We start from the raw sequence: 24,395 nt of genomic DNA, 5'->3' as shown, positions 1-24,395 counted from the left end.
GCTTTATAGAGGTAGATTATGCCAAATTGTTCTCTAACCTTATTTGTTTCGTATTGCCTCTGACTCACATCAATGAGGTTATAAAGATATGAAATTGAATAAGTGGCTAGAGGGCGTATCCCCTCAATTCGAAGCGGGTGGTAAGTACGAAAAGCTCTACCCAGTGTATGAAGCTTTCGCGACAATATTTTATACACCCGGAAACGTAAATCGCGGCATAACCCATGTTCGCGATAGCATTGACCTAAAGCGCATCATGATTCTGGTGTGGTTAGCGACCTTTCCTGCGATGTTCTGGGGTATGTATAACGTTGGGCACCAAAGTGTCCTCGCATTAACCTCCAGCTATCAACTTAACGAACTTGCCTCAGTTATTGAAAGCAGCTGGCGTCTGTCGTGGGCATTTGGCGATGCGCAGTCATTGGTGGCAAGTGGCTGGGCAAGTCAGATGTTGCTTGGTGTACTCTATTTCCTACCCGTTTATGCCACGGTGTTTGTGGTGGGTGGCTTCTGGGAGGTACTGTTTGCTGTCGTTCGCAAGCACGAAGTTAATGAAGGCTTCTTTGTTAGCTCGGTACTATTTGCACTTATCCTCCCGCCAACCATCCCGCTTTGGCAAGCCGCATTAGGTATCACCTTTGGGATCGTTGTCGCCAAAGAGCTGTTCGGTGGTACAGGGCGCAACTTCTTGAACCCAGCCCTTGCAGGCCGCGCGTTTCTCTATTTCGCGTATCCAGCCAACATGTCGGGTGGGCTTGTGTGGGTTGCCGCTGACGGCTACTCAGGCGCGACCCCACTGAGCCAATGGTATGAAGGTGGCAGTTCGTCACTGATCAACAACATGACTGGTGAGGCAATCACTTGGATGGATGCGTTCATCGGCAATATTCCAGGTTCGATGGGTGAGGTTTCTTCGCTATTAATTATGCTGACGGGGTTGATGCTCATTTTCATGAAGATAGCGTCTTGGCGTATTGTTGCCGGTGTGATTATTGGTCTCGTTGTGACATCTAGCTTGATGAACTGGATAGGGTCAGAGACTAACTCGATGTTTTCGATGCCGTTCTACTGGCACTTTGTGTTGGGTGGTGTAGCGTTTGGTACCTTCTTCATGGCGACAGACCCTGTATCTGCCGCGTTTACCAATCAGAGTAAATGGGCCTATGGCATTTTGATTGGTGTGATGACGGTTGGTATCAGAGTGCTCAATCCAGCCTACCCTGAGGGTATCATGCTGGCTATCTTGTTCGCCAACTTGTTCGCTCCGCTGTTCGACTTTGTAGTGAAAGAGCAGAACATCAAACGAAGATTAAAACGGACATCACGCTGATCTAAGTGATTAAAAGTGAAAGTGAATCCCATAAGAAAGGCTTGCATTGATGCAAGCCTTTCAATTTTTATCGCGATTGATTTGAGGTTGATTTAACTCCACTTCAAATCAATCTCGAAAGGTTGTGTGCTACCACAGTGTTCACCGCACATCTCGTCGTAAGCACTGTTATGAACCAGCATAGCTGATGCTACACCTTGGTCGCTAAAGTGATCGCGTGCTTGGTTAACACTCAAAAACTTCATAGGATGCTGGTGGTCGTCTTTGATTAACTGCTTTTGCTCGCCAATAACTTGGTAAGCCAAGTAGATCCCGCCTTCGAATGATTCAATTAGTAGATTCATCACAAACTCCATTTTTGTTCTAGATAGGTAGATATTTGTGTTACGTCGAATCCATAGCCAAGGTTCAGAGCGGACATAAAAAAAGCAGGCACATGGCCTGCTTCTAAAGAGAGCTCAACTAAGACGTTGATTATCTCATCGTATCAATCTACCAACACAGGTCATTTCTGAAATAAATCTGGAAAGGTATAACGGAAGAGGCATGTGAGCCTTTTCCAGAAATGTCGAGCTTTGGAACGAATTTTCCTTAAACGCTACCTCTATTGAGGTCTTTTTCCAGAAATAACTAAGTCCCAACTGGAGCTGAGTTTGATTCTGGATCAAGAGAATGATGGTCTAAATAAAACCGTCTAAAACGTTTGAGCATGTCATATGAAAATTCACTCGAACTCACGGCCGCTTCTTGACCCTCATGCTCATATTGTTCCGAATCATTTAGCAGCTGAATATTACTGACATTTCTCAGTGGCTCTAAGAGAGTAGTGTCAATTGTCTCAGCTATATCAAAAACGTCAGATTGATTAGATGTTGATGAGTTTGCAACGGCTATAACGCCGATTTCATAAGGAATATCATCTGTGAGCTCGAACATTGGCTTTATTTCCAGAAAAATCCCTTCAAGTTTAGGGGCTGTTTCTGTAACCCAGTCAAGAAATGTCGGAGCGTTCAATATATCGCCGATACGTGTAGCCAAAGCTTCTGGTAACCCCAACCGATTAAACTGAGCAACTTTCCAACGAACAAGCGAATTAACCTGTTCATCTGTCAATTGCGCGTCTGGTTTGATGTTACAGAGAGCATGTTTATGTACAAAAAGACGATCCTTCATCCTAAAAATTAGAGTTTGCCCTTCTGATTGAAGGGCAAACTGCCTTGGGTCTTGCAAGTCAGAATTGCTCGTTTCACCATTTTTTGGCCAACACAAAAGGCACTTAATCTGAGGAAGCTGATCTACTGCACCGTAGACAACATCACAGCTCATATTAATGACAACTACAAATGCACTCCCTGGCTTCTTGATTTTGTCTGGGTTAGGCAGCGTAATTACGTTATCTAACTCCTGCTCATCGATATGCTCTTTAAGTTTTGAATAAGATATTATGCTGCCTTGTCTCCAGCCACTTCCATCAATAGCTTGGCGTACTTCTTCATTTGTCATACGCGCAGCCAGCCTCCTGATAAGTTGTCGATATCATTGGCTTCGTGGCTTGTTTCATTTTTGGCTTTTAGACGCGCATTTTCTTGACCTGATAGTACCCTTGCAATATTGATAATCGCATCATTGTCCAGACTCTCATTGCTGAGTAGGTCAAGATAACTCTTACCTTGCACCTGATGAGTTTTTGCTCTTTTACCAAAAGGGCGGTCATTGAATTTTGCAATATCTTTTGCAATACCGTACACAGCGAGGAGCCTTGCCAAACTATCCTCAGCTCTGACGTCACCACCTTTACGCCAGTTATAAATGGTCGCACGTTTAACCTTTAAAACTTTCTCAAGGTCTGTCATACCTAAGCCTAAAGCACCTATAACAGTATTTACCATTTCAGAAGGTTCTAGGACGTCAGTTGATAGCTTTTCTACGGTTTTTTCTGAGGTTTTCCATTGGAGATCCCCTGAACGACCTTCTTTAAATCGTACTACCAGCTCCTTGCTTTTGTGGCTATCAAGTATGTCGAAGTGAGGTGGTTCTATTGATTGTTCCCAAAGGGCACCACCTGTTAATAATGCTGCACCTGTAACAGTCGCTATGAGTTTGTTTGCATTAGCTGATGAGCTTGTTTGAATTTCTAACATAGTATTATCCTCCAAATCCTATTGGAAAGACTTCTCCCACTCTTGCTCTGCTTTTTCTGAAAGCAAGCTCCAGAAAACTTGAGTATTTTCTTCGTATAAACCGCAAAGTCTACTGTTAATATTATCTTTTGTGAGCGGTTGTAACTCATTTGCAGTCCAAGCATGATCAATATCTACAATAGCAAATTTACTTTGACTTGGTGTTTGCCAGTGTGGTTTGTGTTCGATCTTTAAACTAACAGGATCTGGATCTGATATATCGCGAGGAAGTATATTTAACCTACCATTTTCGGGAGCTCTTTCTTCTATCTCAACTCTCAGTACACCAAAGTCAGTATTCTGAATACGCCTGTTAAAGAAAAAGGAATTCATATCAGAATTTTTCTGAAGAGGAGTTAACCAATCTTCATTTATGTATTCATTGAGCAAATGACCGTCATTGGCAATGAAAGCATCCATATGACGAAGCCCCATGCGTCGCATTCCAGCTTGTTCAATACCATCAAACGCTTCAAAGAATGCTGTTATGACAACCTCCCACGTGGCCTTGAACTCTTCAAAGTTATTGTAAACCGTTGAACGTAATGTCAAAGACTCATTCGTCAACGTTACCCCTTGGTTGCGACTAATGTTAAGGTAATCCCAACGTTTGGTAATATGTTGTTGCACAGCAAACTCACTATCACTTTTGGGGGCAACTTCTATTTGACTAACTTCTGCTTCATGTGGAACGGAGAAACCATTCTGAAACAGCTTACTTCTAAACAATTCCATACCCTGATCCAAGGTTGGTTTTGGTAAAGACGTAAAGCGTAAGTCAAGTAAAGCCATCACTAAAGGTGATTTCTTAAGAATGGGTTTCGTCATAATGACATCCTAATTGACACTTAAATATACACCTAAATATACACTTTTTTGTCTAAATTTACATCGCAAAGTGTGGGAGAAAACAGAATTTTTTGTAAAGATAAAAACACATACTATATGTGCGACCTCTTTGAGTTAAGCTGTCAACATATGGGGTTTTGACTCGAAATTATTCTTTGAGTGGGACGATTTTATTTCGTCTGAGCTTGGCCAAATCAGAACGAAGGTTGGCATTTTCATACTCTAAGTCATCGATGCGAGCCAACGCCTGAACCAATTTGTCATTGAGGTGGTGCTGTGCTGCCGCAAAAAGAGCTAGCTTATCTCGCTCCGCCTCATACTTGACCTTGTAGTTATTCTTGATGCGTTTTTCTTCTTTGAGCTTAGTACGAACTGTTTGAATCTCTGGTTGGACTATTTCACCTTTGCCTGTCGCAATTTCTAATTTGGTCTGTTTAACCTTCTCAACAAAGTCAGGGTAGTAATAGCCACTGCCATTACCCAAATTCGCCTCTTCCTCGACAGCTCTTACGCTGAGCTTGCGGTGAGTAGGAATGCGCTTGGGCTTGCCCTGTTTAATACGCTCTAGGGCTGACTCTAATACTAGCAGTGTAGTTTCGCTCTTACTCATAAGTTCGCTACCTTCAAATCAGGTTCAAAAGGGGTGAAGGGCATATCAAAGTCAGCCATGACTTTCTCTGCGGCTCTTACTTGAGTGACGTAGTGAGAGTGCTCACTCACCGAAATTTCTTCTCCAGACTCCATATATGCTACCAAGCTGTGGTGTTTTTTCTGCCACCACTTAGCTTGTTGTTCATCAATGATGCTACTACCAGACCCACAGTCCACACAGAATTGGGGTGTGACCACACCGTCCATATCGCAATCATAACCTGACTTACAATAACTGTGCATGGAACCATGAAGCGTTAACTTTCCATCCTTGACTGCTTTGTATATAACGTCCCAAGAGCTATAAATGGTTGGTACATCACCACGCATTTTCATGATCGCTTTGCCATGAGTGCCTGATAGCGTTTTATTTGTGTGCCACTGTTTGAAGATTTTATTCGCGGTGGTTTCTGCATTGATTTCATCGAGTGCATTTTGCACTTGCTCGTCCACTTTTAGATCCCGTAGGCTCGCTAGCTTCCCACCATTGGTGTACCACTCGGTCATCGCGAGGTATAAGTGCTTGAACTGTTGCTTGAGCGCTACCAATGTTCCTAGACGGTTCTTAATGCAGTAAAAGGCCAAAGTGCGCCTAAACTGATGAGTTGTTATGTGCCAAGGATTTCCAACCGTTACATCTTTTTTCACACGGTTTAATGAGCGAGGGTTTGACTCAAGGCATTCTGCGAAATCCTCTTCAGTTACAATGAAATTGAACTGCTTACAAAAGCGCTGTAGTCGGTGATTCCAGCCTGTAATCAATGCGGGGGGCTTGGAGCGGTATGTTTTATTTACCCAAATGGAGTCTTTGTATTTTTTATCTGGGTAAGTGACTTCTTTGCGCCATTCTTCAGTTAATGTGGTCATTAACTCTATTGCAGTTTTGGACGATGAGGCTGTGATCCATGTTTCTCGCTTATGGCCTAACTTAAAAGTGTGAGATTGCAGCAGGTGGAAATCACGTCCTTCAAAGCTATCCTTGTAATAACTTTTAGGCGTTAATTTATCGATTTCGGAATCTCGCATACCACTGAAGCCTCCACAAACGATATAGCAAGCATTAGTTAGTTGGCCCCAGTAGCGATTAAAGTCCGTTCCATTTTTTAGTCTAATACTTGGTACTTTATCTGCTAATGGAGCGACAAGGTCTTTAACTTTATGTGGTTGTAATTCTTGAGCTGCGGAAATGTATTTTCGCTTATCAATGCTACCGTCCTCACTCATGAAGGAGTAACGATCCCCTTGCTTTATTTTTTCTTCAAGATTGCGCACCCCTTCTTCATAGTTATGCTGTAGAGACTTCTCAATATCCAAAATTAATTGTCTATGTGGGTGAGCACCGTTGACCAGTTCTATAGCTTTTCCATAAATTGCATCACATAGACGTTCAGGTATAACAAGAGTTTGTTGTGCTTCATTTGAATTTATCCGTCTTGCTTCAATATTTGACTTTATTGGATTAAGGCCAAGCTCAAGTTTGTGCCATGACTCATCATTTATGGCGGTATTTATTGCCACGAAAGTCGACTCGATGGTTCCTTGGGCATAGTTACGATTTTGCAAGAAGTGTTCAAACTTAGTCCACAAAACAGGCGAACCGAGATCTTTCAACGAGCTATAGTTACCCTCCATCAAGAAACTATAAACTACCTTTATATTATTTAGTCGAGTACGAACACTTGAGAACTTTACTGATTTTTTCTGTTTAGGACTTTTATTAAATAGCCAACCAAAAATCAAAAGCTTAAGTTCTTGTTGTAACTTAGGAGCACATTTGAATTCCTCTGTATTTAGATTGTTCTTATCTTTCTTTCGAGAGAAAGGTAAGCAATCCCAATTGTTTTGTCCAAAGGTGGCGGTGACGTTTCCGTCTTTATCCTTGCAGATGACGACGGCATCTAGCTCTTCATATCTTCTCTCATGGTAGAGCGTAACCACATCTACATCCTTGACCTTATGCTGTTGTGGAAAGTCAGGTAAATAGAGTTTAGATGTATCCATTATCTTACCTCGGCTGGTGATCTTGGAATTAAGCTTAAAACTGACTCGCTGTCATCCCAAGCGGGGTGCAGTCCATCATCATCGAGTTTGGTTTCTGCCTTCCTCAATATTTGTTTATTTATGTTCGGAAGTATTTTTTGTTTGATAAACATTATGATGTTTTCAAAGTTTTTTTTGTAATGGCTGACATCCAAGTGAAGGAATAGTGACTCCTCAACACATGCCTTGAATGAGAGCAGACACCAGATATCTGAGACTGACTGTACAATTACTTGGTCTGGACACCCAAAGCACCCCAGTAGATCTGCACAGGCTAATCGTTCTCCCTCCTTAGCAAGTCCCTGTGTTTGGGCTTTCTTGGTGTACTTTTGGGACTTTTCACCGAATGGGGCAGCGCAGCTACCGCCATTAGAAGTACGGCTTAAATTGGGAAGGTTAATCTTGTTTTCTTCCTCGATAACCAGTACCTCAATACTGAGGTTTTTCTGAGCCTGTTTGGTGTTGACCCTGCTCTTGACCTGCTCCTCCCGAATTGACATCGTATCTTGCATCATGCCGTTATTTGCCAGCTTATTTCCCTCGCTATAGTGACGCTTACGGGTGTTGGGTGTGTTATTAAGCATGAGGTTATTAACCATTTCACCTTGATGATATGAGGTTAGTTGAGAGCCTGTTTCACGAAAGCGGCTTATGCTAGGGCGTAAGCGTCTTCCCATTTGATCTGTGAAGGAAAAATGTTTTTCTACCCACAATTTCAAAAAAGACTGAAGTCTTGAAGTCTGTAACTTTTGCACCTTTCGAGAGGCAATGGTTTGAAGAAGAGTCGCTTCTTCATTTGTGCTAATTATTCTTGAAGCATTGAGTAGTTTGTCGAAAAAGGTCATAGCATACTTGGGTATTTCTAACTCGTGTTCACCTATCTCAATTTGAATAGTTTTAAATGCACGACGTTTAAAAGCGGGCATGGTATACCATGCTTCCTTTGTTGATATTGATGCGTTATTAGGCTGCTTTAACCTAAATAAATCAGTGGTGTTAGCGTAAGTGTAATAAGCGAGTAGGTAGGTGGCTGCACACATCATCTTCGTTATGCCACCGCAAAGTTTATACTCTCTACCTTGCCATTCAAAGATCATGGTAGATGTATTTTTATGGGCTTGAATATGCGTTTCAGGATTTTTGATAAATTGTGAATAGGTTTGATTGAAAAGACGTCTTAGAAATGGAAGTAGTTGTTTTAAATCGCTTTGAGTGTAGGATTCATAAGATTCTCTATCGCTATTATCCATGATAACCACGTTATTAAAGTAATAGTGTGGTAGATCAAGATATCGAGAAAATAGGGTGACCATATTAGCTCGTCTATTCTTATACGTGCTACTTTTGAGTTCGCCTCGCATTACTATGGTTTGTAAGTGTTCCATATACCCCTCTAATGAGCTTTGGGTAAATGCTGGCTCGTTTTTTTTATCGCACCACCGTAGGTATTGAGAGGCTTCAAAATAAATGCCATATAGTGAGTCGTGACTAACTCCTTCATCTATTTTTTCACTAAAACTGTCTTTTAACTGAACAACGAACCCTTCACGATCTGCAAACTTGAATTGGTTGCTTTGCTGTAACTCTTTGCTTGATGGTAAGTTATTGAATAAAAAACGGTTAAAGTCTGCTGAAAGATTATCTCTGGCATCAAGCTTGATACAGAGGTCACGCCTCCATCCTGATAAATAGGTTAGCTCAGTCATCCTGACCTCCTAGCACATCGTGCATAATGGAATCGAGGATGCCAAACTTCACTTTGAACGCCTCTTTTCGTTTTAGAAAGCGTAAATACTTCCAAGTCGTACTTTCATCTTTATGCCCCATCCAGCCCATCAGAAGCTCCATACAGTCAACAACGGGCAATCCAGCCTCTAGCAAATCACTGAGGCGATAGGTGCTATAGGTGGCGCGTAAATCATGGAAACGATGGGTAAATGATGGCTCTGCCCGTTTTATTTCTGCCCTGAACTCAATCCATCGAGCTTCAATTGATTTCCCCGTAGCAGGGTTGCCTTGCTGACTAACAAAAATTGGTTCATGGCGGTCACAGCGCTCCAGTTTTTCAACGGTCTTCTGGGTGAAGGTGGGAGCATTGCTGTCTAATTGTTCTATTTTCTCGTTGAGCCTAGTAACACGCTTCAGGCGGCGTTCTGAAATTCGATATTCACTCAATGATTGGAGCAAGTCCGATGAAATCTCGACAGTCCGAGTTTTTAGGAACTTGGTTTGTACGCCTGTAGAGCGGGGGCATAACAAAATTTCAAAGCGATGTTGGCTCTCAGCAAGTGGAATTGCAGTATCTAACGCATCTAGTGTTAGGGTTGCTACTTCTTCAACCCGCATACCTGTATCAATCGCAAGCAAGGCTTGTAAGCGCAACTCTTCAGACGTTTGTGGAAGGTGCTGGGTTAAAATACCAAGAGCATCACGGCTTAATGGGGATAGTGGCCTGATGTTTTTACTATCTGCATCCCTCGGCACTTTTATGCGTAAATCACTGGTCTCAACAATGAACGTTGAGGATATGTGGGCAAGCATTCCACTGTTCTTAACTGAGACAAATTCCATTTTGAATGGGGCTTCTTTCTCATTTTTTACACATAGATAACCATCATGCATTAGCCACTTATAGTAATTGACGATTTGGTTCATACGAACACTGGCAGTGCTGTGTGCAAGCATGCCTTGTTTTATTTGCTTCAGCAGGTGAGAGCGGTATAGGTAAGTTGGTTTGAGCCGTTTGACTGGCGGGAATTTATCCCAACTCAACCCCTTATCATCAAGAAATTGATAGTAGGCACGCAAAGCCTGCGCGCAGGGGGATAAGTCTTCTGCCTTCTTTACGGCCTTGAGATAAAACAGGTAGCTGTTGGCTTCGTGATTGAATACACCATCTTGCGAAAAGAGGGTTGGCAGCGAACCGATATTGTCATTGGAAGGGAGGCAATGGAATGTACCATTATCTAGTTTTTGTAGCTCAGTCTCTTTGAAAACATCGCTTGAGTGTACAAGGTATGTCATAAATCATCCTGAAAAATATCACTGTCCATGTATACAGTATGGACAGTGGTTGATTATTTTCCAGATTTATTTACGTGTGTAAGATGCTTTTCCTACACTAACCCCTCATGGTAACAAACTCTTCGCTGCCCGTTGGGTGAATCGCCACAACAGAGTCGAAGTCTGCTTTGGTTGCGCCCATCTTCATTGCAACGCCGAAGCCTTGAATCATTTCATCAACCGTGAAGCCGATGCCGTGTAGGCCAACGACAGTCTCTTCTTCGCCAGCACATACTAGCTTCATCTTACAAGGTTGACGGTGCTTGGTTACTGCTGTGTACATCGCAGTGAAGCCCGATGTGTAAACCTTGATGTTGTCTTTGCCGTATTGCTCTTCAGCTTCTTGAGTCGTTAGACCAATAGTGCCGATAGGTGGGTGGCTGAATACAACAGTAGGCACTAGCTTGTAGTCCATTTTTGCGTTTGTTTGACCGTTAAATAGACGCTCAGAAAGCTGACGACCGGCTTTAACAGCAACAGGTGTTAGCTCGATACCGCCTTCCATGATGTCGCCAACACAGTAGATGCCAGGAACATTAGTTGCTTGGAACTCGTCTACTTTGATGTAGCCACGGTCGTTAGTTGCAACGCCAGTTGATGCTAGGTTGATAGCGTCAGTTGCTGGGTGGCGACCGATAGCCCAGATTAGGTGGTCAACGTTTTGAGTGTTGCCGTTCTCTAGGTGTAGAGTCAGTGTGCCGTCTGCTTCTTTCACTACTTCTTTTGGAACAGAGTGTGTATGAAGTGTTGGGCCTTCCGCTTCCATTACTTCAACCAATGTCTCGATGATCATTGGGTCGAAGCTACGTAGTGGAGATTCTTTACGGCAGAACAGGTGTGTTTCTGTACCAAGCGCGCTTAGTACACCTGCGATCTCAACAGCAATGTAGCCCGCGCCGATAACAGCAACGCGTTTAGGTTGCTCCATTAGGTCGAAGAAACCGTTTGAATCGATGCCGTATTCTGCGCCAGGGATGTTTGGAATGGTTGGACGACCACCTACTGCGATCAGAATATGATCAGCTGTGTAGTGTTCACCGTTAACTTCAACAGTCTTCTCGTCAACGAACTTAGCAAAGCCTTTGATTACGTTTACTTTGTTGTTACCAAGAACGCGATCGTAAGATTGGTGGATACGACCAATGTACGCTTGGCGGTTTTCTATTAATTTGCTCCAGTTGAAGCCTTTTACGTCAACGTCGAAGCCGTAATCTTCAGAGTATAGGTTGATCGCTTCAGCAACTTGAGCGCCGTGCCACATTACCTTTTTAGGAACACAACCAACGTTTACACAAGTACCACCAAGGTCTTGAGCTTCGATAAGTGCAACCTTTGCACCGTGCATTGCTGCGCGGTTTGCTGATGCGATGCCGCCTGAACCGCCGCCGATACAGATGTAATCAAAATGAGTCGCCATTACTTTCTCCATTTATTGAAGGCTGTGGGTACAGTGAGCGCACTGAACACCTACGTCCTATAGATTCTTAAATTGTATAATTATTATATTGAGGGCAGATCGGTTGAACTCAATCTCCCTGTTTAAAATTTATTCGTGTACGTCACAATCTGCTTAATATTTGTCAGAGCATGACGTTAAGTTCGAGATTACTCGGGTACGATCCACTCTACTTTGAAGTGACCGGTTGCCGGCGCAATTGCTTCCTTCAAAAATGGAAGAATTTCGTTCATTTGGCTTTCTAGCTTCCAAGGCGGGTTGATAACAATCATGCCTGATGCTGTCATGCCACGCTCGTTGGTGTCTGGTGATACGCCAAGTTCGATTTGTAGAATCTTGTTGATGCCTAAGCCTTCGAGACCTTCGATCATATCTTCGATATCACAGCGATTTACTACCGGGTACCAAATTGCGTAGATACCGGTTGCCCAGCGCTTGTGGCTTTGAGCGATTGCAGTCACGACATCACGGTACTCTTTTGCCAGCTCGTAAGGCGGGTCGATCAGTACTAAACCACGACGTTCTTTTGGTGGCAGGCTGCCCTTTAAGCGCTTAAAACCATCTTCTTTGTAGATAGATACCTGACGATCACGGTGGAACTCTTGCTCAAGCAGCGGGTGATCGGCTGGGTGAAGCTCAGTCAGTACCATGCGGTCTTGGTCACGCAGGTGTGCACGTGCAACACGTGGAGAACCCGGGTAGTAACGCAGTTTCTCGCCATTATTGAGAATGGAAATAGACTCAAGGTAGCTTTGAATGTCTTCAGGAAGGTCTGTTTGCTCCCACACACGAGCAATACCTTGCTTGTATTCACCGGTTTTTTCAGACCATTCATGCGTTAAGTCGTAACGACCTACACCAGAGTGAGTGTCATGATAAACAAAAGGCTTATCCTTCTGTTTCAAAGAATTAAGAATAAGGCTCTGTACGATATGCTTTACTACGTCGGCATGGTTACCTGCGTGGAAGCTGTGGCGATAACTTAACAAATTAAACTCTCGTAACACTCTCGATTTAGAGTGTGGTTAGTGTAGGTGGGGTTAATCAGACCATTATAACCCTCAATGGACCATAAATTCTCGAACAATTCAGGAACAGTCGTTCGCAATATGTGGTTAGTTATTGGTTCTACTATTGAAATTTGCCTTATTGGGCACTATTTAATAACTATTCGCAGGTGATTTTTTTAGGGCGAACCTGAGCCTGATGACTGTAAGACGACCTCATTACAAAAAAGACGAAAGTCTCTAAAGCCAAAGGAATGTTTATATGTCTAATCCGCTATTAACCTTCACGGACTTACCTCCGTTTTCACAGATCAAGCCAGAGCACGTAAAGCCTGCAGTTGAGCAAGTGATTGAAGCGTGTCGCAACAAGATAGAACAAGTACTTGAAGGTAATACTTCACCAAGCTGGGACAACCTAGTTGCTCCAATTGAAGAAGTGGATGATCGTTTAGGTCGCATTTGGTCACCTGTAAGCCATATGAACTCTGTCGTGAACAGTGACGAACTGCGTGAAGCGTATGAGAGCTGCTTACCTGTGCTATCTGAATACGGCACTTGGGTTGGCCAACACAAAGGCTTGTTCGAAGCGTATAAAGCGATCAAGGCGAGTGAAGCATTCTCTGCACTGGACCGAGCTCAACAAAAAACTATTACCGACGCACTGCGCGACTTTGAATTGTCGGGCATTGGCTTACCTGCAGATGAACAGCATCGTTACGGCGAGATCAGCAAGCGCCAGTCTGAGCTAGGCTCTCAATTCTCAAATAATGTGCTTGATGCAACCATGGGTTGGAGCAAGCAGATCACAGACGTCGCTGAACTGGCGGGTATGCCTGAATCGGCACTGGCGGCAGCTCAAGCGGCGGCCGAATCTAAAGAGCAAGAAGGTTACCTACTGACTCTAGATATCCCATCATACCTACCTGTGATGACTTACTGTGATAACCAAGCGTTACGTAAAGAGTTGTACGAAGCTTACGTAACGCGTGCTTCGGATCGCGGTCCAAATGCTGGTAAGTGGGACAACACAGAGATCATCACAGAGCAGCTTAAACTGCGTCACGAGATCGCTCGCATGTTGGGTTTCAGTACTTACAGCGAAAAATCACTGTCGACTAAGATGGCAGAAACGCCAGACCAAGTGCTTGGCTTCCTAAACGACCTAGCAGTAAAAGCCAAACCGCAAGGTGAGCGAGAAGTTGAAGAGCTACGCCAGTTTGCTGAGAAAGAATTTGGTGTCTCTGAGCTAAACCTGTGGGACATCGCTTACTACAGTGAGAAACAAAAACAGAAACTGTTCGAGATCTCTGATGAAGAGCTTCGTCCTTACTTCCCAGAATCTAATGTGGTTTCAGGTCTGTTTGAGGTACTGAACCGCGTGTTTGGTATGTCGGTAACAGAGCGTCAAGGCGTAGACACTTGGCATGAGTCAGTGCGTTTCTTTGATATCTTTGATGCGACTGGAACACTGCGTGGTAGCTTCTACCTAGATCTATACGCACGTGAACACAAACGTGGTGGCGCTTGGATGGATGACTGTCGTGGTCGTCGCATTACCGAATCTGGCGAGCTACAGACCCCGGTTGCTTACCTAACGTGTAACTTCAATAAGCCAGTTGGTGATAAGCCAGCACTGTTTACTCACGATGAAGTGGTGACCTTGTTCCACGAATTCGGCCACGGTATCCACCACATGCTAACGCAAGTAGAAGCGGGCGCAGTTGCGGGTATCAATGGTGTGCCTTGGGATGCGGTTGAGCTACCAAGTCAGTTCCTAGAAAACTGGTGTTGGGAAGAAGAAGCGCTGTCGTTCATCTCTGGTCACTTCGAAACGGGTGAAGCGCTACCAAAAGAGATGCTAGAGAAGATGCTAGCGGCGAAGAACTTCCAATCTGCGATGTTTATCCTGCGTCAGCTAGAGCTTGGTTTGTTCGATTTCACGCTACACACAGAATACGACCCTGAAGTGGGTGCTCGCGTACTAGAAACGCTAGCGGATGTTAAGTCTAAGGTGTCGGTACTGCCAAGCCTAGATTGGAACCGTTTCTCACACAGCTTTGGTCACATCTTTGCTGGTGGTTACAGCGCGGGCTACTACAGCTACCTGTGGGCAGAAGTGCTATCGGCAGATGCGTTCTCAGCATTTGAAGAAGAGGGTATCTTCAACACTGAAACGGGTAATCGCTTCCTGAACAACATCCTTGAAATGGGTGGCAGTGAAGAGCCAATGGAGCTGTTCAAACGCTTCCGTGGTCGTGAGCCACAAATCGACGCAATGCTGCGCCACGCGGGAATCAACGCATAATCACGGTAACTATCTAGTTTATTGCGAAAAGAGCCTCTAGTTAGAGGCTCTTTTTTTGTCTGTGCGTTATGCCAAGCAAGGCGAATCAATGTTATGGATTCACATTGCGGTTGATAGGGTTCTGCAATGAAATCAGTGTCTCTGTCGACTGAACTTCATCGATCGCTTGCAGCTTATCGATCAATACAAACTGCAGCTCTTCTATCGACTTACACATCAGCTTTACAAAGATATTGTAAGCACCAGTGGTGTAGTACGCCTCAACCACTTCGTCTAAGGCATTCAGCTTAGCGATCGCCGAGTGGTAATCTTTGGCAGCATTAAGGTTGATGCCAATAAAGCAACACACGTCGTAACCCAGTTTTTTGGTGTTTACCACAACTTCCGTTCGCTCGATAATGTCTGCCGATCTCATCTTTTCGATGCGAACGTGAATCGTCGCAGGGCTGACATCGAACTGCTTTGCCATTTCAGCGTAAGGAGTTCGTGCATCTTCCATCAAGGTTTTGAGAATGGCACGGTCTAGATCATCTAGACGAGCTGTGGTTGTGGACATGCATAATCCTTAGGTTGAATGAAAAACATACCGGCTTGAGTACACATCATAGCCAAGGGTGATAATATTAGCAGTAACTATAGGGTTAGGGTGAATTCAGTGCGATTTTCGTTATTTTTTATTGTGATGTGTTGGAGTGTTTTTGCTTCAGCTCAGGCAAAAGATGTGTTGGTTATTCACTCTTATCATCAAGGCTTTTTCTGGACAGATGATTTCCATAAAGGACTATCTGATGAGCTCGATCGCGATGGGTTATCTTACCGGGTTGTTTATCTCGATACCAAGCGAACTCAAAACGCTGAATACTTAGAGCGAATTTATCAGCTATACCGCACTAAGCTGTCGCATGAAGAGTTTGCCGCTGTAGTCGTCAGTGATAATAACGCCCTCAATCTGATGAAACGCTTAGCGCCCGAACTCAATGGCACGCCCGTTATTTTTGGTGGCATCAACAATTTTTCTCCGCAAATGATTGAAGGCTTGCACGCAACCGGTATCACTGAAGATATTGATATGGCGAGCAATATTGAGCTGATCAATCGACTTCAATCGACGGTTAAAAAAGTTTACGTGGTTACCGATCACTCGGTAACGGGTGAAGCGATTCGCGCTCAAGTGGATTTATTTCTACAAAAACGCCCTGAGTTTTCTGGGATGGTGGAGCAATATACGCCTGATTCTTATCAAGAACTGATGACGTTCGCGCAACGCGCTGATCTAACTAAAAGCTTGTTGTTCTGGGCCTACTACCGCGACATCAATGGTCGGGTCAGCAGCAAAGAAGACTGGCGTCAGCTCAACAAAAAAACTCAGATGCCATTGTATATTGTGCATGATTTAGGACTTGGGTTTGGTGCGATTGGTGGCGTGATCCACAGTGGAGAAACGCAAGGTCGAGACACGGGGCGCGTGCTGTTGAGCGTGCTGAACAATCCTAAGGCTCCATTGCCATTGGTGGTTGCTGGCGCGCCAGAAATCAAACTCGATTACCAACAGATCTCACGTTGGGATTTGGGTGCAGAGAATGAAGCCTCAGTAACCTTCCTCAATAAGCCGAAGTCATTCTTAATGCGCTATCGCGATGAAATTCGCACCATCGGTTTAATGTTCTTGAGCATGTCGTGTGTTATCGCGGTGTTGGTGTATTACCTTAACCGTCTGAAGAAGAGCGAACGTGCAAGTCGCCAAAGCCAACGACTGTTGGAGTCGATATTTGATCAGAGCCTGCAATTTATGGGCATCATTGATAAGGGTGGCGTGCTGCTGTCGAGTAACAGCAAGTTACATGAGCTGCTTTATAATCAAGGCTATAAACTGGGAACGCCGCTGCAACAACACCAACATTGGGAAAGTTCTGCGCGAGAAGTGCTAGCCGAATATTTCATCGCAAAAAGTGAGCACCCAGCCTTACGATTTGAAGCCGAGGTGTGGTGTCGAGATCGCGGTGCGATGGTGTTGGATATTTCATTGAAGCCGATGCCGGGCAGTGAAGACGAAGACATTCAGTTTCTCTTTGAGGCGCGCGACGTGACCTCACGTAAGCTTGCTGAGAATAAGCTGTTCCAACGTGAAGCAAACTTGAAGCTGTATTACGACAAACAGCCGGTGATGATGATTACGCTCGATGGCAATAATCGCATTCAACAAGTGAACCAGTTTGCCGAAGAGCTTTTGGGATACCCTCTCGATCAGTTGTTGGGCCATCGCCCTAGAGAATTCTATGTTGATGAGAACGCGATGATTCCTCGTCATATCTTGCTGCAACCTCAGCATAAGATTCGTGGTGTGTGGCGTCGTGATATCGAATATCGCCATGCCGACGGCAGCAAGAGCTGGATTCGTGAAAATATCCGCCCGTTGGTGGAGTCTGATCAGCTGTTGATTGTGGGTGAAGACATCACCGAAACGCTAGAGCTTTCTGAAAAGCTAGAGTATCAGGCTCGCTATGACCTACTGACTGACACCTTTAACCGCAACCACTTTGAGCAAGAGCTGCAAAAGGCGCTGAAAGAGGTTGAGAGCCACATGCGAACTCACGCAATGTTGTTCCTAGATTTGGATCAGCTGAAAGTGCTGAACGATACCGCAGGACATGAAGCGGGTGATGCTGCGATCTTGTTTAGCGCCAAACTGCTAGAAGACGTACTGCCTTACAATGCGGTGTTAGCGCGAATGGGTGGTGATGAGTTTGCTGTGCTGATGAAAGACTGTACTGAACGAGATGCGGTGAATGTGTGTCGCAGTATTATCTCGATGATGAGTGAGAATCCATTCTTGTGGGATGATATTCGACTCAACCTGACGTGCTCTATCGGTATTCGATTGATCGACCATACAGCAGCTTCACCACAGATGGTGCACGCTCAGGCGGATGCAGCTTGTCATGCCGCTAAAGAAGAAGGTCGCAATCGCTATCATCTTTACCATCAAGATGATGAAGACCTGCGTCGTCGCCATCTTGAGATGGAGTGCGTTAACCTAGTGCATGAGGCCTTGGCTAACGATCGCTTAGAGTTGTTTGCGCAGCGAATTCTTGGCCTAGATGAAGACAGCGATAAAATGCACTTTGAAATCTTGGTCCGCATCAAGAACATCCAAGGGGAATACATCTCCCCGGGGATCTTCATGCCAGCCTCAGAGCGTTATAACATCGCGCATTTGATTGACCGCCAAGTCGTCAGTCAAACCTTGGGTTGGTTGGAGCAACGCCCTGAGGTTATTGAGGAACTGGGGATGTGTTCAATCAATCTTTCCGGTCACTCGATGGGTAACCGTGAGTTTGTCGAATTTTTGATAGATAGCCTGAGCGATTCATCGATACCGTGTCATAAGATTTGTTTAGAGATCACTGAAACAGCGGCCATGAGTAACATGAAGCAGGCGATCAAGTTCTTCACTCGAATCAAAGAGCTTGGCTGCATGATTGCATTGGATGATTTTGGCTCAGGGCTATCGTCATTTGGCTATCTGAAAAAGCTGCCTGTCGATATTGTGAAGATCGATGGCTTGTTTGTACGTGATATTGATGTGAATGAGATGGACCATGTGATGGTTCGCTCGATCAATGATCTTGCCAAGCAGATGGGCAAGCACACCGTGGCTGAGTTCGTTGAAAATACCCAGATTATCGACAAGCTTATCGAACTGGGTGTGAACTACGCGCAGGGCTACATCATAGGGCGGCCTAAGCCACTCGCAGAGCTTGTTGAAGAGTTAAGACAAGAGCGAGAGACAGAGCCATTGGTTTAGGTAAGCCGACTTTAGCTGGGAATACTTTTCACCGCTAATATGTATTGTTGAGGCAATCAGGTAAACTGGTTGCCTCTTTTGTTTTGAATACTACTGTCTGTTGGAGACGACCTTGCAACTACAACTGATTTGCGAAGATGCTACCCAAATCGATCATTTGAATGACTTAGCGACCCGCTGGAACTTATCTCATGATGAAAGCAGCGATTTTGCTTTGGTACTGACTAGTGAGCGACTTGAGCTACGTAAAGTCAATGAGCCCAAGCTTGGCGCTATCTTTGTTGATTTAGTGGGAGGCGCAGTTGGTCACCGACGTAAGTTTGGCGGTGGTAAAGGTCAGGCGATTGCCAAAGCAGCTGGTTTAAACAAAGGCGCAACGCCAACTATTCTTGATGGTACTGCAGGCTTAGGGCGCGATGCGTTTGTGTTGGCTTCTCTAGGTTGTAAGGTGCAAATGGTCGAGCGTCACCCCGTTGTGGCCGCACTGCTTGATGATGGCTTGCAGCGAGCGCAACAAGACCCAGATATCGGTGGTTGGGTAACTGAACGCATGAAGTTGATTCACGCATCCAGTCACGATGCTTTAGACAAGCTCAGTAACGATCCTGACTTTGAACAACCTGATGTGGTGTACCTCGACCCTATGTACCCACACCCAGAGAACAAAAAGAAATCGGCTCTGGTCAAAAAAGAGATGCGCGTATTCCAATCTTTGGTGGGTGCCGATCTGGATGCTGATGGCTTATTTGAGCCAGCGATGAAGTTGGCATCGAAGCGAGTTGTGGTTAAAAGACCGGATTACGCAGCTTGGTTAGACGAGCAAAAACCGAGCATGGCGATCGAAACCAAAAAGAACCGTTTTGACGTCTATGTGAAAGCATCAATGACTTAATTGAAGCATCAATAACTTAGATACACGCTAAGAAAATTTCCCGTCATAAATACGATAAATTGCCATTTAACACTTGCGATAGTCGCGTTACAGATGTATATCTAACTAAGAATCATTATTATTCTTAGCTGGAGTTGAAGCATGGCTAAACGCTTTTGTAAGTTAAACCGTCGAGATATCACCGAACACTTGGGCGAGATCCACAGCTTGGTGACTGAACCTAAGTTCGTGTGTCGTTCTTGCGCGCGTTCTTCGGCGGATCAAGCGAATCTATGCAAACCCACCGCAATTCCACCTCTTGGTTGTCAAAACAAACCCGTTGAAGAGAAAGTCGCATGCGGCCTGCTAGCGGAAACATTACCTGCACCAGAACTGTCGCTTGCGGAAATCAACGAGGCAATTGAACCGAGCGTACAAATGTTCGATCCAGCCGCCGCTGATATGGCCCCTGAGCTTGCCAAAAAAGAAGCCGCACAGAAAAAAGCCAAGCTGAAAAAACTGATGGCGAAGGCGAGCGGCGATGAGAAAGCTGAACTCAAACAAGCGAAGAAAGCGGCGAAGAAACAAGAGAAGTACAACAAAAAGCTCGCGAAGATGATTAAGAAGCAGCAAAAGCTGTTTAAGAAAAGCCAAAAACTGGAAAGTGACCTGGAACGAATCAACCTACAACTTGATGATGTTGCCTTCACTGAAACCAAGACTCAGGTAGTGAGCCACAATCAAATCCACTGAAGTTGATTTGAATGGTTTATTGCTACAGCGATGATTTAAAAAGAGCGACCTTAGGTCGCTCTTTTGCTTTTTGGGGTTATCCGAGCTGACTCATGTAGCTCGTTCAAATCAGCTAAGCGTTGCTTGCGGATCTTGCTACGCGCTTCTTCACCCACGTCTCATTGACGAATAAAGAGAATAAGATAACGGCGCCACCAATAGACAAGCGAACCAAATCGACATCTCTGTTCCAAATCAGGATATTCACCACCAGACCAGCAGGAACCAAGGCATTGTTCATCACTGCCAGCGCGCCAGCATTCACCATGCACGCGCCTTTATTCCACATAAAGTAACCCAGCCCCGACGCAATCAAGCCAAGGTAGATCAGGATTCCCCATTGAAGTGTGGTGGTGGGCAGTTTCTCTGGGTTGCCTAGTAGCATGAAAGCCACTGACGCGACACATAGCGCCCCTAAGTAGAAGTAACCAAATACGGTTCGCTGAGGCAACTCGGTCGATTCCTTCTCCATCACCACCTTGTAGCCCACCTGACCAATAGCAAAGCACAGGTTCGCGCCTTGCACAACGAGGAAGCCGACTAAAAAGTTTTCGTTAATACCTGCGAACTTAATGAATACCGCGCCCAATACCGCAATTGCCGCTGTCACTAGGTACCACGGAGAGAATTGCCCTTTGAGAAAGTCATAAATAAGCGTGACGTAAATTGGGGTAAAGACAGTAAACAAAAGGACTTCAGGAACGGATAGCAGTAAGAAAGACTGATAGTAGAAGCAGTACATCAGGCCAAGCTGGATACCACCAATTGCCATCAATTTAGCGATCAGCTTACGCGATACGCCGCGAAACTTTAGGAAAGGAAGAAATACGACGCCAGCAAGGGCAACACGCATTAAAACAGAGAACCAAGAATCAACCTGACCCGCAAGGTAAACGCCGATCAGGCTAAAGGAGAAGGCCCATAGGAGGGTAACACCAGCTAAATAGCTCATAGTAAAACTTCGTTAATAAGATATGAGCTGTATGTTACCTAACCTTAAATCATTAGTCTTCTGAATCTCTTAGAGGCACGACCAGCATATCAACCGGAGAGGCGTTGATCAGTTGGCGTGTTGAAGAGAGCAGCTTGCTCCAAAAGTCTTGATGGTGACCGCAAACCACGAGATCAACATTGAACTCGTTGATGGTGTCACACAGCTCATGACTCAAATCACCACTGCCTACTAGGGTATGGGTGATCGGGTATTGGGCGTGCTCCGCAAAATTTTGCAGCTGAATACGAGACGCTTCCATCGCGTTGTGCTGGGTTTCGGCCATGTTGATATCAATCAGGCCGGTATACAGCTCTGCGTAGTTAATATCGATATGGATAAAAGAGACTTTGGCTTCCAATGGCTTAGCCAATGCTACCGCTTTATCCACAATTAATTTGCTGTCTTCTGATAAATCGACCGCGACCAAAATATGTTTGTAACTCATATCGCTACCTCCTTTATTCATTGTCTGATTTAAGATTAGCACTATGCGATGGTTTTTTTTGCTGAAGTGATCTCATATCCACTGTCTTGCGTAATGACAGCTCGAAATATTGGTTAACTAATGGCCTGCGAGATATTCATTAAATAGTGATATAGTAGAGAAAATTGAGGATGTAATTAGGAGTCTTAAATGCTGTCAAAAACTATGGTTGAGCAACTGAATGATCAAATTAACCTAGAATTTTTCTCATCCAATCTATACTTACAAATGAGTGCTTGGTGTGAAGACAAAGGATTTGAAGGTGCAGCAGAGTTTCTGCGTGTTCATGCAGTAGAAGAAATGGAACATATGCAGCGTCTTTTCACTTACGTAAGCGAAACAGGTGCAATGCCAATTCTGGGTGCGATTGAAGCACCGAAACACGAATTCGAAAGCCTTGGTGCAGTGTTCCGTGAAACTTATGAACATGAGCAGATGATTACTGAAAAGATCAACAAACTGGCTCACGTTGCTTTCAGCACACAAGACTACTCAACCTTTAACTTCCTGCAATGGTACGTTGCAGAGCAACACGAAGAAGAGAAGTTGTTTAAAGGTGTATTGGATAAGCTAGAGCTTGTTGGTGAAGACGGTAAAGCACTGTTCTTTATTGATAAAGACCTAGCGCAATTGGCAAAAGATGGTTCATCTTCAATTATGGAAGCTCCTGCCGTTTAGGTAGTACGAGAAAGACACTGATTATCTTTTTCTTTTGAGTTTTCTTATGAAGATGTAGGGAGGAAAGGATGATCAGCGGCGACACTATTCTATTTGCACTAATGGTTGTGACTTGCGTGAACTGGGCGCGTTATTTTACTGCGCTAAGAACGCTCATTTATATTATGCGAGAAGCGCATCCTCTACTTTATCAACAAGTAGACGGAGGCGGTTTTTTCACAACCCATGGCAATATGACCAAACAGGTTCGCCTGTTCAGTTACATCAAAAGCAAAGAGTATCACCATCATCATGACGAAGTTTTTACTTCGAAGTGCGATCGCGTAAGACAGTTATTCATACTCTCTTCCGCTCTGCTAGGTGTAACCTTGCTGTCTTCTTTCATCGTCTGAGTTTTTAGTACGTGTGAAGTAGAGCTTAGGTTCTGGTATGAAGCTTTGGTTGTTGGTTCGCTAAGTTAAGTAGTGGTTTTGCTGCTGTCTGCTAATTGTTCAATTGAACATCAATTGCAAAGTTTAAAATTGCCGCTAAAATAGCGAGCAATTAGTAAGGATGTGCTGTTTATGCACATCCTTTTTTATTGATGGCATTTCGAGAACAGGGTGTACTCGGGCTGCAAAAGTGAAGAAAAGCAGAACCACATGAGTGAAAAATTTGATGTAATCGTAATTGGTGCGGGCGCCGCAGGCTTAATGTGTGCTGCGGAAGCTGGTAAACGTGGCCGACGAGTGCTGGTGGTTGATCATGCAAAGAAACCAGGCAGAAAAATTTTAATCTCAGGTGGCGGCCGTTGTAACTTCACTAACTATGATGTTTCAGCCAACAACTTCCTGTGTAACAACCCTCACTTCGTGAAGTCAGCTTTATCTCAATACACCAACTGGGATTTTATCTCGATGGTGAGCAAGTACGGTATTGAGTTCGAAGAGCGTGATCACGGCCAGTTGTTCTGTGTGAATGACCACACAGCAAAAGACATCGTGAGCATGTTGCTTGAAGAGTGTAAGCAAGCGAAAGTTGAACTGCGCTACCGTTGTGATGTTCACTCCATCGAAAAAACAGACGCTGGCTTTAAGATGCACCTTAATACCGACGAAGTTGAGTGTGACTCACTTGTCGTGGCGACGGGCGGTTTATCGATGCCGAAACTAGGCGCGACGCCATTTGGCTATAAGATTGCAGAGCAATTTGGTTTGTCCGTCATGCCGACTACAGCAGGTTTAGTGCCGTTTACGCTGCATAAAGAAGACAAAGAAGATTTCGCAGAGCTTTCTGGTATTGCGATTCCTGCGGAGATCACAGCGCAAGATGGGACCTTATTTAAAGAAGCGCTGCTGTTTACGCACCGCGGCCTATCGGGTCCTTCGGTACTGCAAATCTCTTCGTTCTGGAAAGCGGGTCAATCGGTTTCGATTAATCTAGTACCAGAAGTGGACGTTGCTGAATTACTTGAAAACTCTCGAGAGAAACACCCAAATCAGAGCCTGAAAAACACCTTAGCGAAAGCATTACCTAAGCGTTTTGTTGAGGTATTGATTGACCGTAAAGAGCTGGAAGACAAACCGCTTAAGCAGTTCAACGAAAAGCAGCTTAATGGCATTGTTGAGCATCTAGAAAACTGGAAAATCGCACCAAATGGCACAGAAGGTTACCGTACGGCGGAAGTTACTCTTGGTGGCGTTGATACCGATCACCTCTCTTCAAAAACCATGGAATGTAAGAACATCAAAGGCTTATTCTTCGTTGGTGAGGTGATGGACGTAACGGGCTGGCTTGGTGGTTACAACTTCCAATGGTGTTGGAGTTCAGGCTTTACTGCTGGTCAGTGGGTTTAAGCTTTTAGCTTACTCACTAGATTTTAAATTATATAAAAATGGCGAGTCATACGAC

The 24,395-nt window shown here is 44.6% G+C and carries 21 protein-coding genes; 8 read left to right on the top strand and 13 right to left on the bottom strand.

Annotated features, from left to right (window positions below; all coding sequences use genetic code 11):
• Positions 1 to 88 precede the first annotated feature (88 nt).
• Positions 89 to 1,330 carry an NADH:ubiquinone reductase (Na(+)-transporting) subunit B gene (locus AB4209_RS07445; RefSeq protein WP_372055371.1) on the top strand — a complete coding sequence of 414 codons (1,242 nt, stop codon included), beginning with the start codon at positions 89 to 91 and terminating at the stop codon, positions 1,328 to 1,330.
• A 92-nt stretch (positions 1,331 to 1,422) separates the two neighbouring features.
• On the opposite strand, the gene AB4209_RS07440 is transcribed toward AB4209_RS07445, so the two are convergent.
• The 10 genes from AB4209_RS07440 to AB4209_RS07395 all read right to left on the bottom strand — a co-directional run bounded on the left by AB4209_RS07440 (position 1,423) and on the right by AB4209_RS07395 (position 12,558).
• Complete coding sequence (locus AB4209_RS07440) at positions 1,423 to 1,674, bottom strand: DUF6482 family protein (RefSeq protein WP_017067233.1); 252 nt, start codon at positions 1,672 to 1,674, stop codon at positions 1,423 to 1,425.
• Between the two features lie 286 nt (positions 1,675 to 1,960).
• Complete coding sequence (locus AB4209_RS07435; RefSeq protein WP_372055369.1) at positions 1,961 to 2,833, bottom strand: hypothetical protein; 873 nt, start codon at positions 2,831 to 2,833, stop codon at positions 1,961 to 1,963.
• Entirely contained in the window at positions 2,830 to 3,471 is a 642-nt protein-coding gene (locus AB4209_RS07430; RefSeq protein ID WP_372055367.1) for a hypothetical protein, read from the bottom strand. The genes AB4209_RS07435 and AB4209_RS07430 overlap by 4 nt, the downstream gene beginning before the upstream one ends.
• 18 nt (positions 3,472 to 3,489) lie before the next feature.
• Positions 3,490 to 4,338: a TIGR04255 family protein gene (locus AB4209_RS07425; protein WP_372055365.1), complete on the bottom strand. Its 849-nt coding sequence runs from the start codon at positions 4,336 to 4,338 to the stop codon at positions 3,490 to 3,492.
• A 169-nt stretch (positions 4,339 to 4,507) separates the two neighbouring features.
• Positions 4,508 to 4,969 carry a hypothetical protein gene (locus AB4209_RS07420; protein WP_372055363.1) on the bottom strand — a complete coding sequence of 154 codons (462 nt, stop codon included), beginning with the start codon at positions 4,967 to 4,969 and terminating at the stop codon, positions 4,508 to 4,510.
• Complete coding sequence (locus tag AB4209_RS07415) at positions 4,966 to 7,011, bottom strand: hypothetical protein (protein ID WP_372055361.1); 2,046 nt, start codon at positions 7,009 to 7,011, stop codon at positions 4,966 to 4,968. Before AB4209_RS07415 ends, AB4209_RS07420 begins: the two co-directional genes overlap by 4 nt.
• Entirely contained in the window at positions 7,011 to 8,756 is a 1,746-nt protein-coding gene (locus AB4209_RS07410) for a hypothetical protein (RefSeq protein ID WP_372055359.1), read from the bottom strand. The genes AB4209_RS07415 and AB4209_RS07410 overlap by 1 nt, the downstream gene beginning before the upstream one ends.
• Positions 8,749 to 10,074, bottom strand: a complete 1,326-nt coding sequence (locus AB4209_RS07405; RefSeq protein WP_102271227.1) for a site-specific integrase — start codon at positions 10,072 to 10,074, stop codon at positions 8,749 to 8,751. Before AB4209_RS07405 ends, AB4209_RS07410 begins: the two co-directional genes overlap by 8 nt.
• A 97-nt stretch (positions 10,075 to 10,171) precedes the next feature.
• On the bottom strand, positions 10,172 to 11,530 hold the full coding sequence (gorA, locus tag AB4209_RS07400; RefSeq protein ID WP_372055357.1) for a glutathione-disulfide reductase: 1,359 nt from the start codon (positions 11,528 to 11,530) through the stop codon (positions 10,172 to 10,174).
• Positions 11,531 to 11,718: 188 nt separating this feature from the next.
• A complete protein-coding gene (locus tag AB4209_RS07395; protein WP_065677339.1) occupies positions 11,719 to 12,558 on the bottom strand; it encodes a 23S rRNA (adenine(2030)-N(6))-methyltransferase RlmJ in 840 nt (279 codons plus the stop codon).
• 280 nt (positions 12,559 to 12,838) lie between these two features.
• On the opposite strand from AB4209_RS07395, the gene prlC reads away from it, so the two are divergent.
• Positions 12,839 to 14,881 (top strand): oligopeptidase A, encoded by a 2,043-nt coding sequence (prlC, locus tag AB4209_RS07390; RefSeq protein WP_372055355.1) that lies wholly within the window; start codon positions 12,839 to 12,841, stop codon positions 14,879 to 14,881.
• A 91-nt stretch (positions 14,882 to 14,972) separates the two neighbouring features.
• On the opposite strand, the gene asnC is transcribed toward prlC, so the two are convergent.
• Positions 14,973 to 15,437 carry a transcriptional regulator AsnC gene (gene asnC / locus AB4209_RS07385; protein ID WP_008218581.1) on the bottom strand — a complete coding sequence of 155 codons (465 nt, stop codon included), beginning with the start codon at positions 15,435 to 15,437 and terminating at the stop codon, positions 14,973 to 14,975.
• Between the two features lie 126 nt (positions 15,438 to 15,563).
• Between asnC and AB4209_RS07380 the strand changes: the two genes are divergently transcribed.
• From AB4209_RS07380 to AB4209_RS07370, 3 genes are all read left to right on the top strand, one after another.
• Positions 15,564 to 18,686, top strand: coding sequence for an EAL domain-containing protein (locus AB4209_RS07380; RefSeq protein WP_372055387.1), 3,123 nt, complete (start codon positions 15,564 to 15,566; stop codon positions 18,684 to 18,686).
• 112 nt (positions 18,687 to 18,798) lie between these two features.
• Positions 18,799 to 19,578 (top strand): class I SAM-dependent methyltransferase, encoded by a 780-nt coding sequence (locus tag AB4209_RS07375; RefSeq protein ID WP_372055353.1) that lies wholly within the window; start codon positions 18,799 to 18,801, stop codon positions 19,576 to 19,578.
• 141 nt (positions 19,579 to 19,719) lie between these two features.
• Positions 19,720 to 20,310, top strand: coding sequence for a hypothetical protein (locus AB4209_RS07370; RefSeq protein ID WP_372055351.1), 591 nt, complete (start codon positions 19,720 to 19,722; stop codon positions 20,308 to 20,310).
• A 112-nt stretch (positions 20,311 to 20,422) separates the two neighbouring features.
• Here the strand turns inward: AB4209_RS07370 and AB4209_RS07365 are convergent, their stop codons facing one another.
• A complete protein-coding gene (locus AB4209_RS07365; RefSeq protein ID WP_017060148.1) occupies positions 20,423 to 21,301 on the bottom strand; it encodes a carboxylate/amino acid/amine transporter in 879 nt (292 codons plus the stop codon).
• Positions 21,302 to 21,353: 52 nt separating this feature from the next.
• On the bottom strand, positions 21,354 to 21,788 hold the full coding sequence (gene uspA, locus AB4209_RS07360; protein WP_017060149.1) for a universal stress protein UspA: 435 nt from the start codon (positions 21,786 to 21,788) through the stop codon (positions 21,354 to 21,356).
• Positions 21,789 to 21,977: 189 nt separating this feature from the next.
• Between uspA and ftnA the strand changes: the two genes are divergently transcribed.
• The 3 genes from ftnA to AB4209_RS07345 all read left to right on the top strand — a co-directional run bounded on the left by ftnA (position 21,978) and on the right by AB4209_RS07345 (position 24,340).
• Positions 21,978 to 22,505, top strand: coding sequence for a non-heme ferritin (gene ftnA / locus AB4209_RS07355; protein WP_017066029.1), 528 nt, complete (start codon positions 21,978 to 21,980; stop codon positions 22,503 to 22,505).
• Positions 22,506 to 22,573: 68 nt separating this feature from the next.
• Positions 22,574 to 22,897 (top strand): universal stress protein UspB, encoded by a 324-nt coding sequence (gene uspB, locus AB4209_RS07350; RefSeq protein ID WP_009848060.1) that lies wholly within the window; start codon positions 22,574 to 22,576, stop codon positions 22,895 to 22,897.
• A gap of 249 nt (positions 22,898 to 23,146) precedes the next feature.
• Positions 23,147 to 24,340, top strand: coding sequence for an NAD(P)/FAD-dependent oxidoreductase (locus AB4209_RS07345; protein ID WP_372055349.1), 1,194 nt, complete (start codon positions 23,147 to 23,149; stop codon positions 24,338 to 24,340).
• Positions 24,341 to 24,395: the final 55 nt, after the last annotated feature.

The sequence above is a fragment of the Vibrio sp. 10N.286.48.C11 genome, assembly GCF_041469805.1.
Taxonomy (GTDB): Bacteria; Pseudomonadota; Gammaproteobacteria; order Enterobacterales; family Vibrionaceae; genus Vibrio; species Vibrio crassostreae_C.
This window is presented reverse-complemented; position numbering and strand designations above follow the sequence as displayed.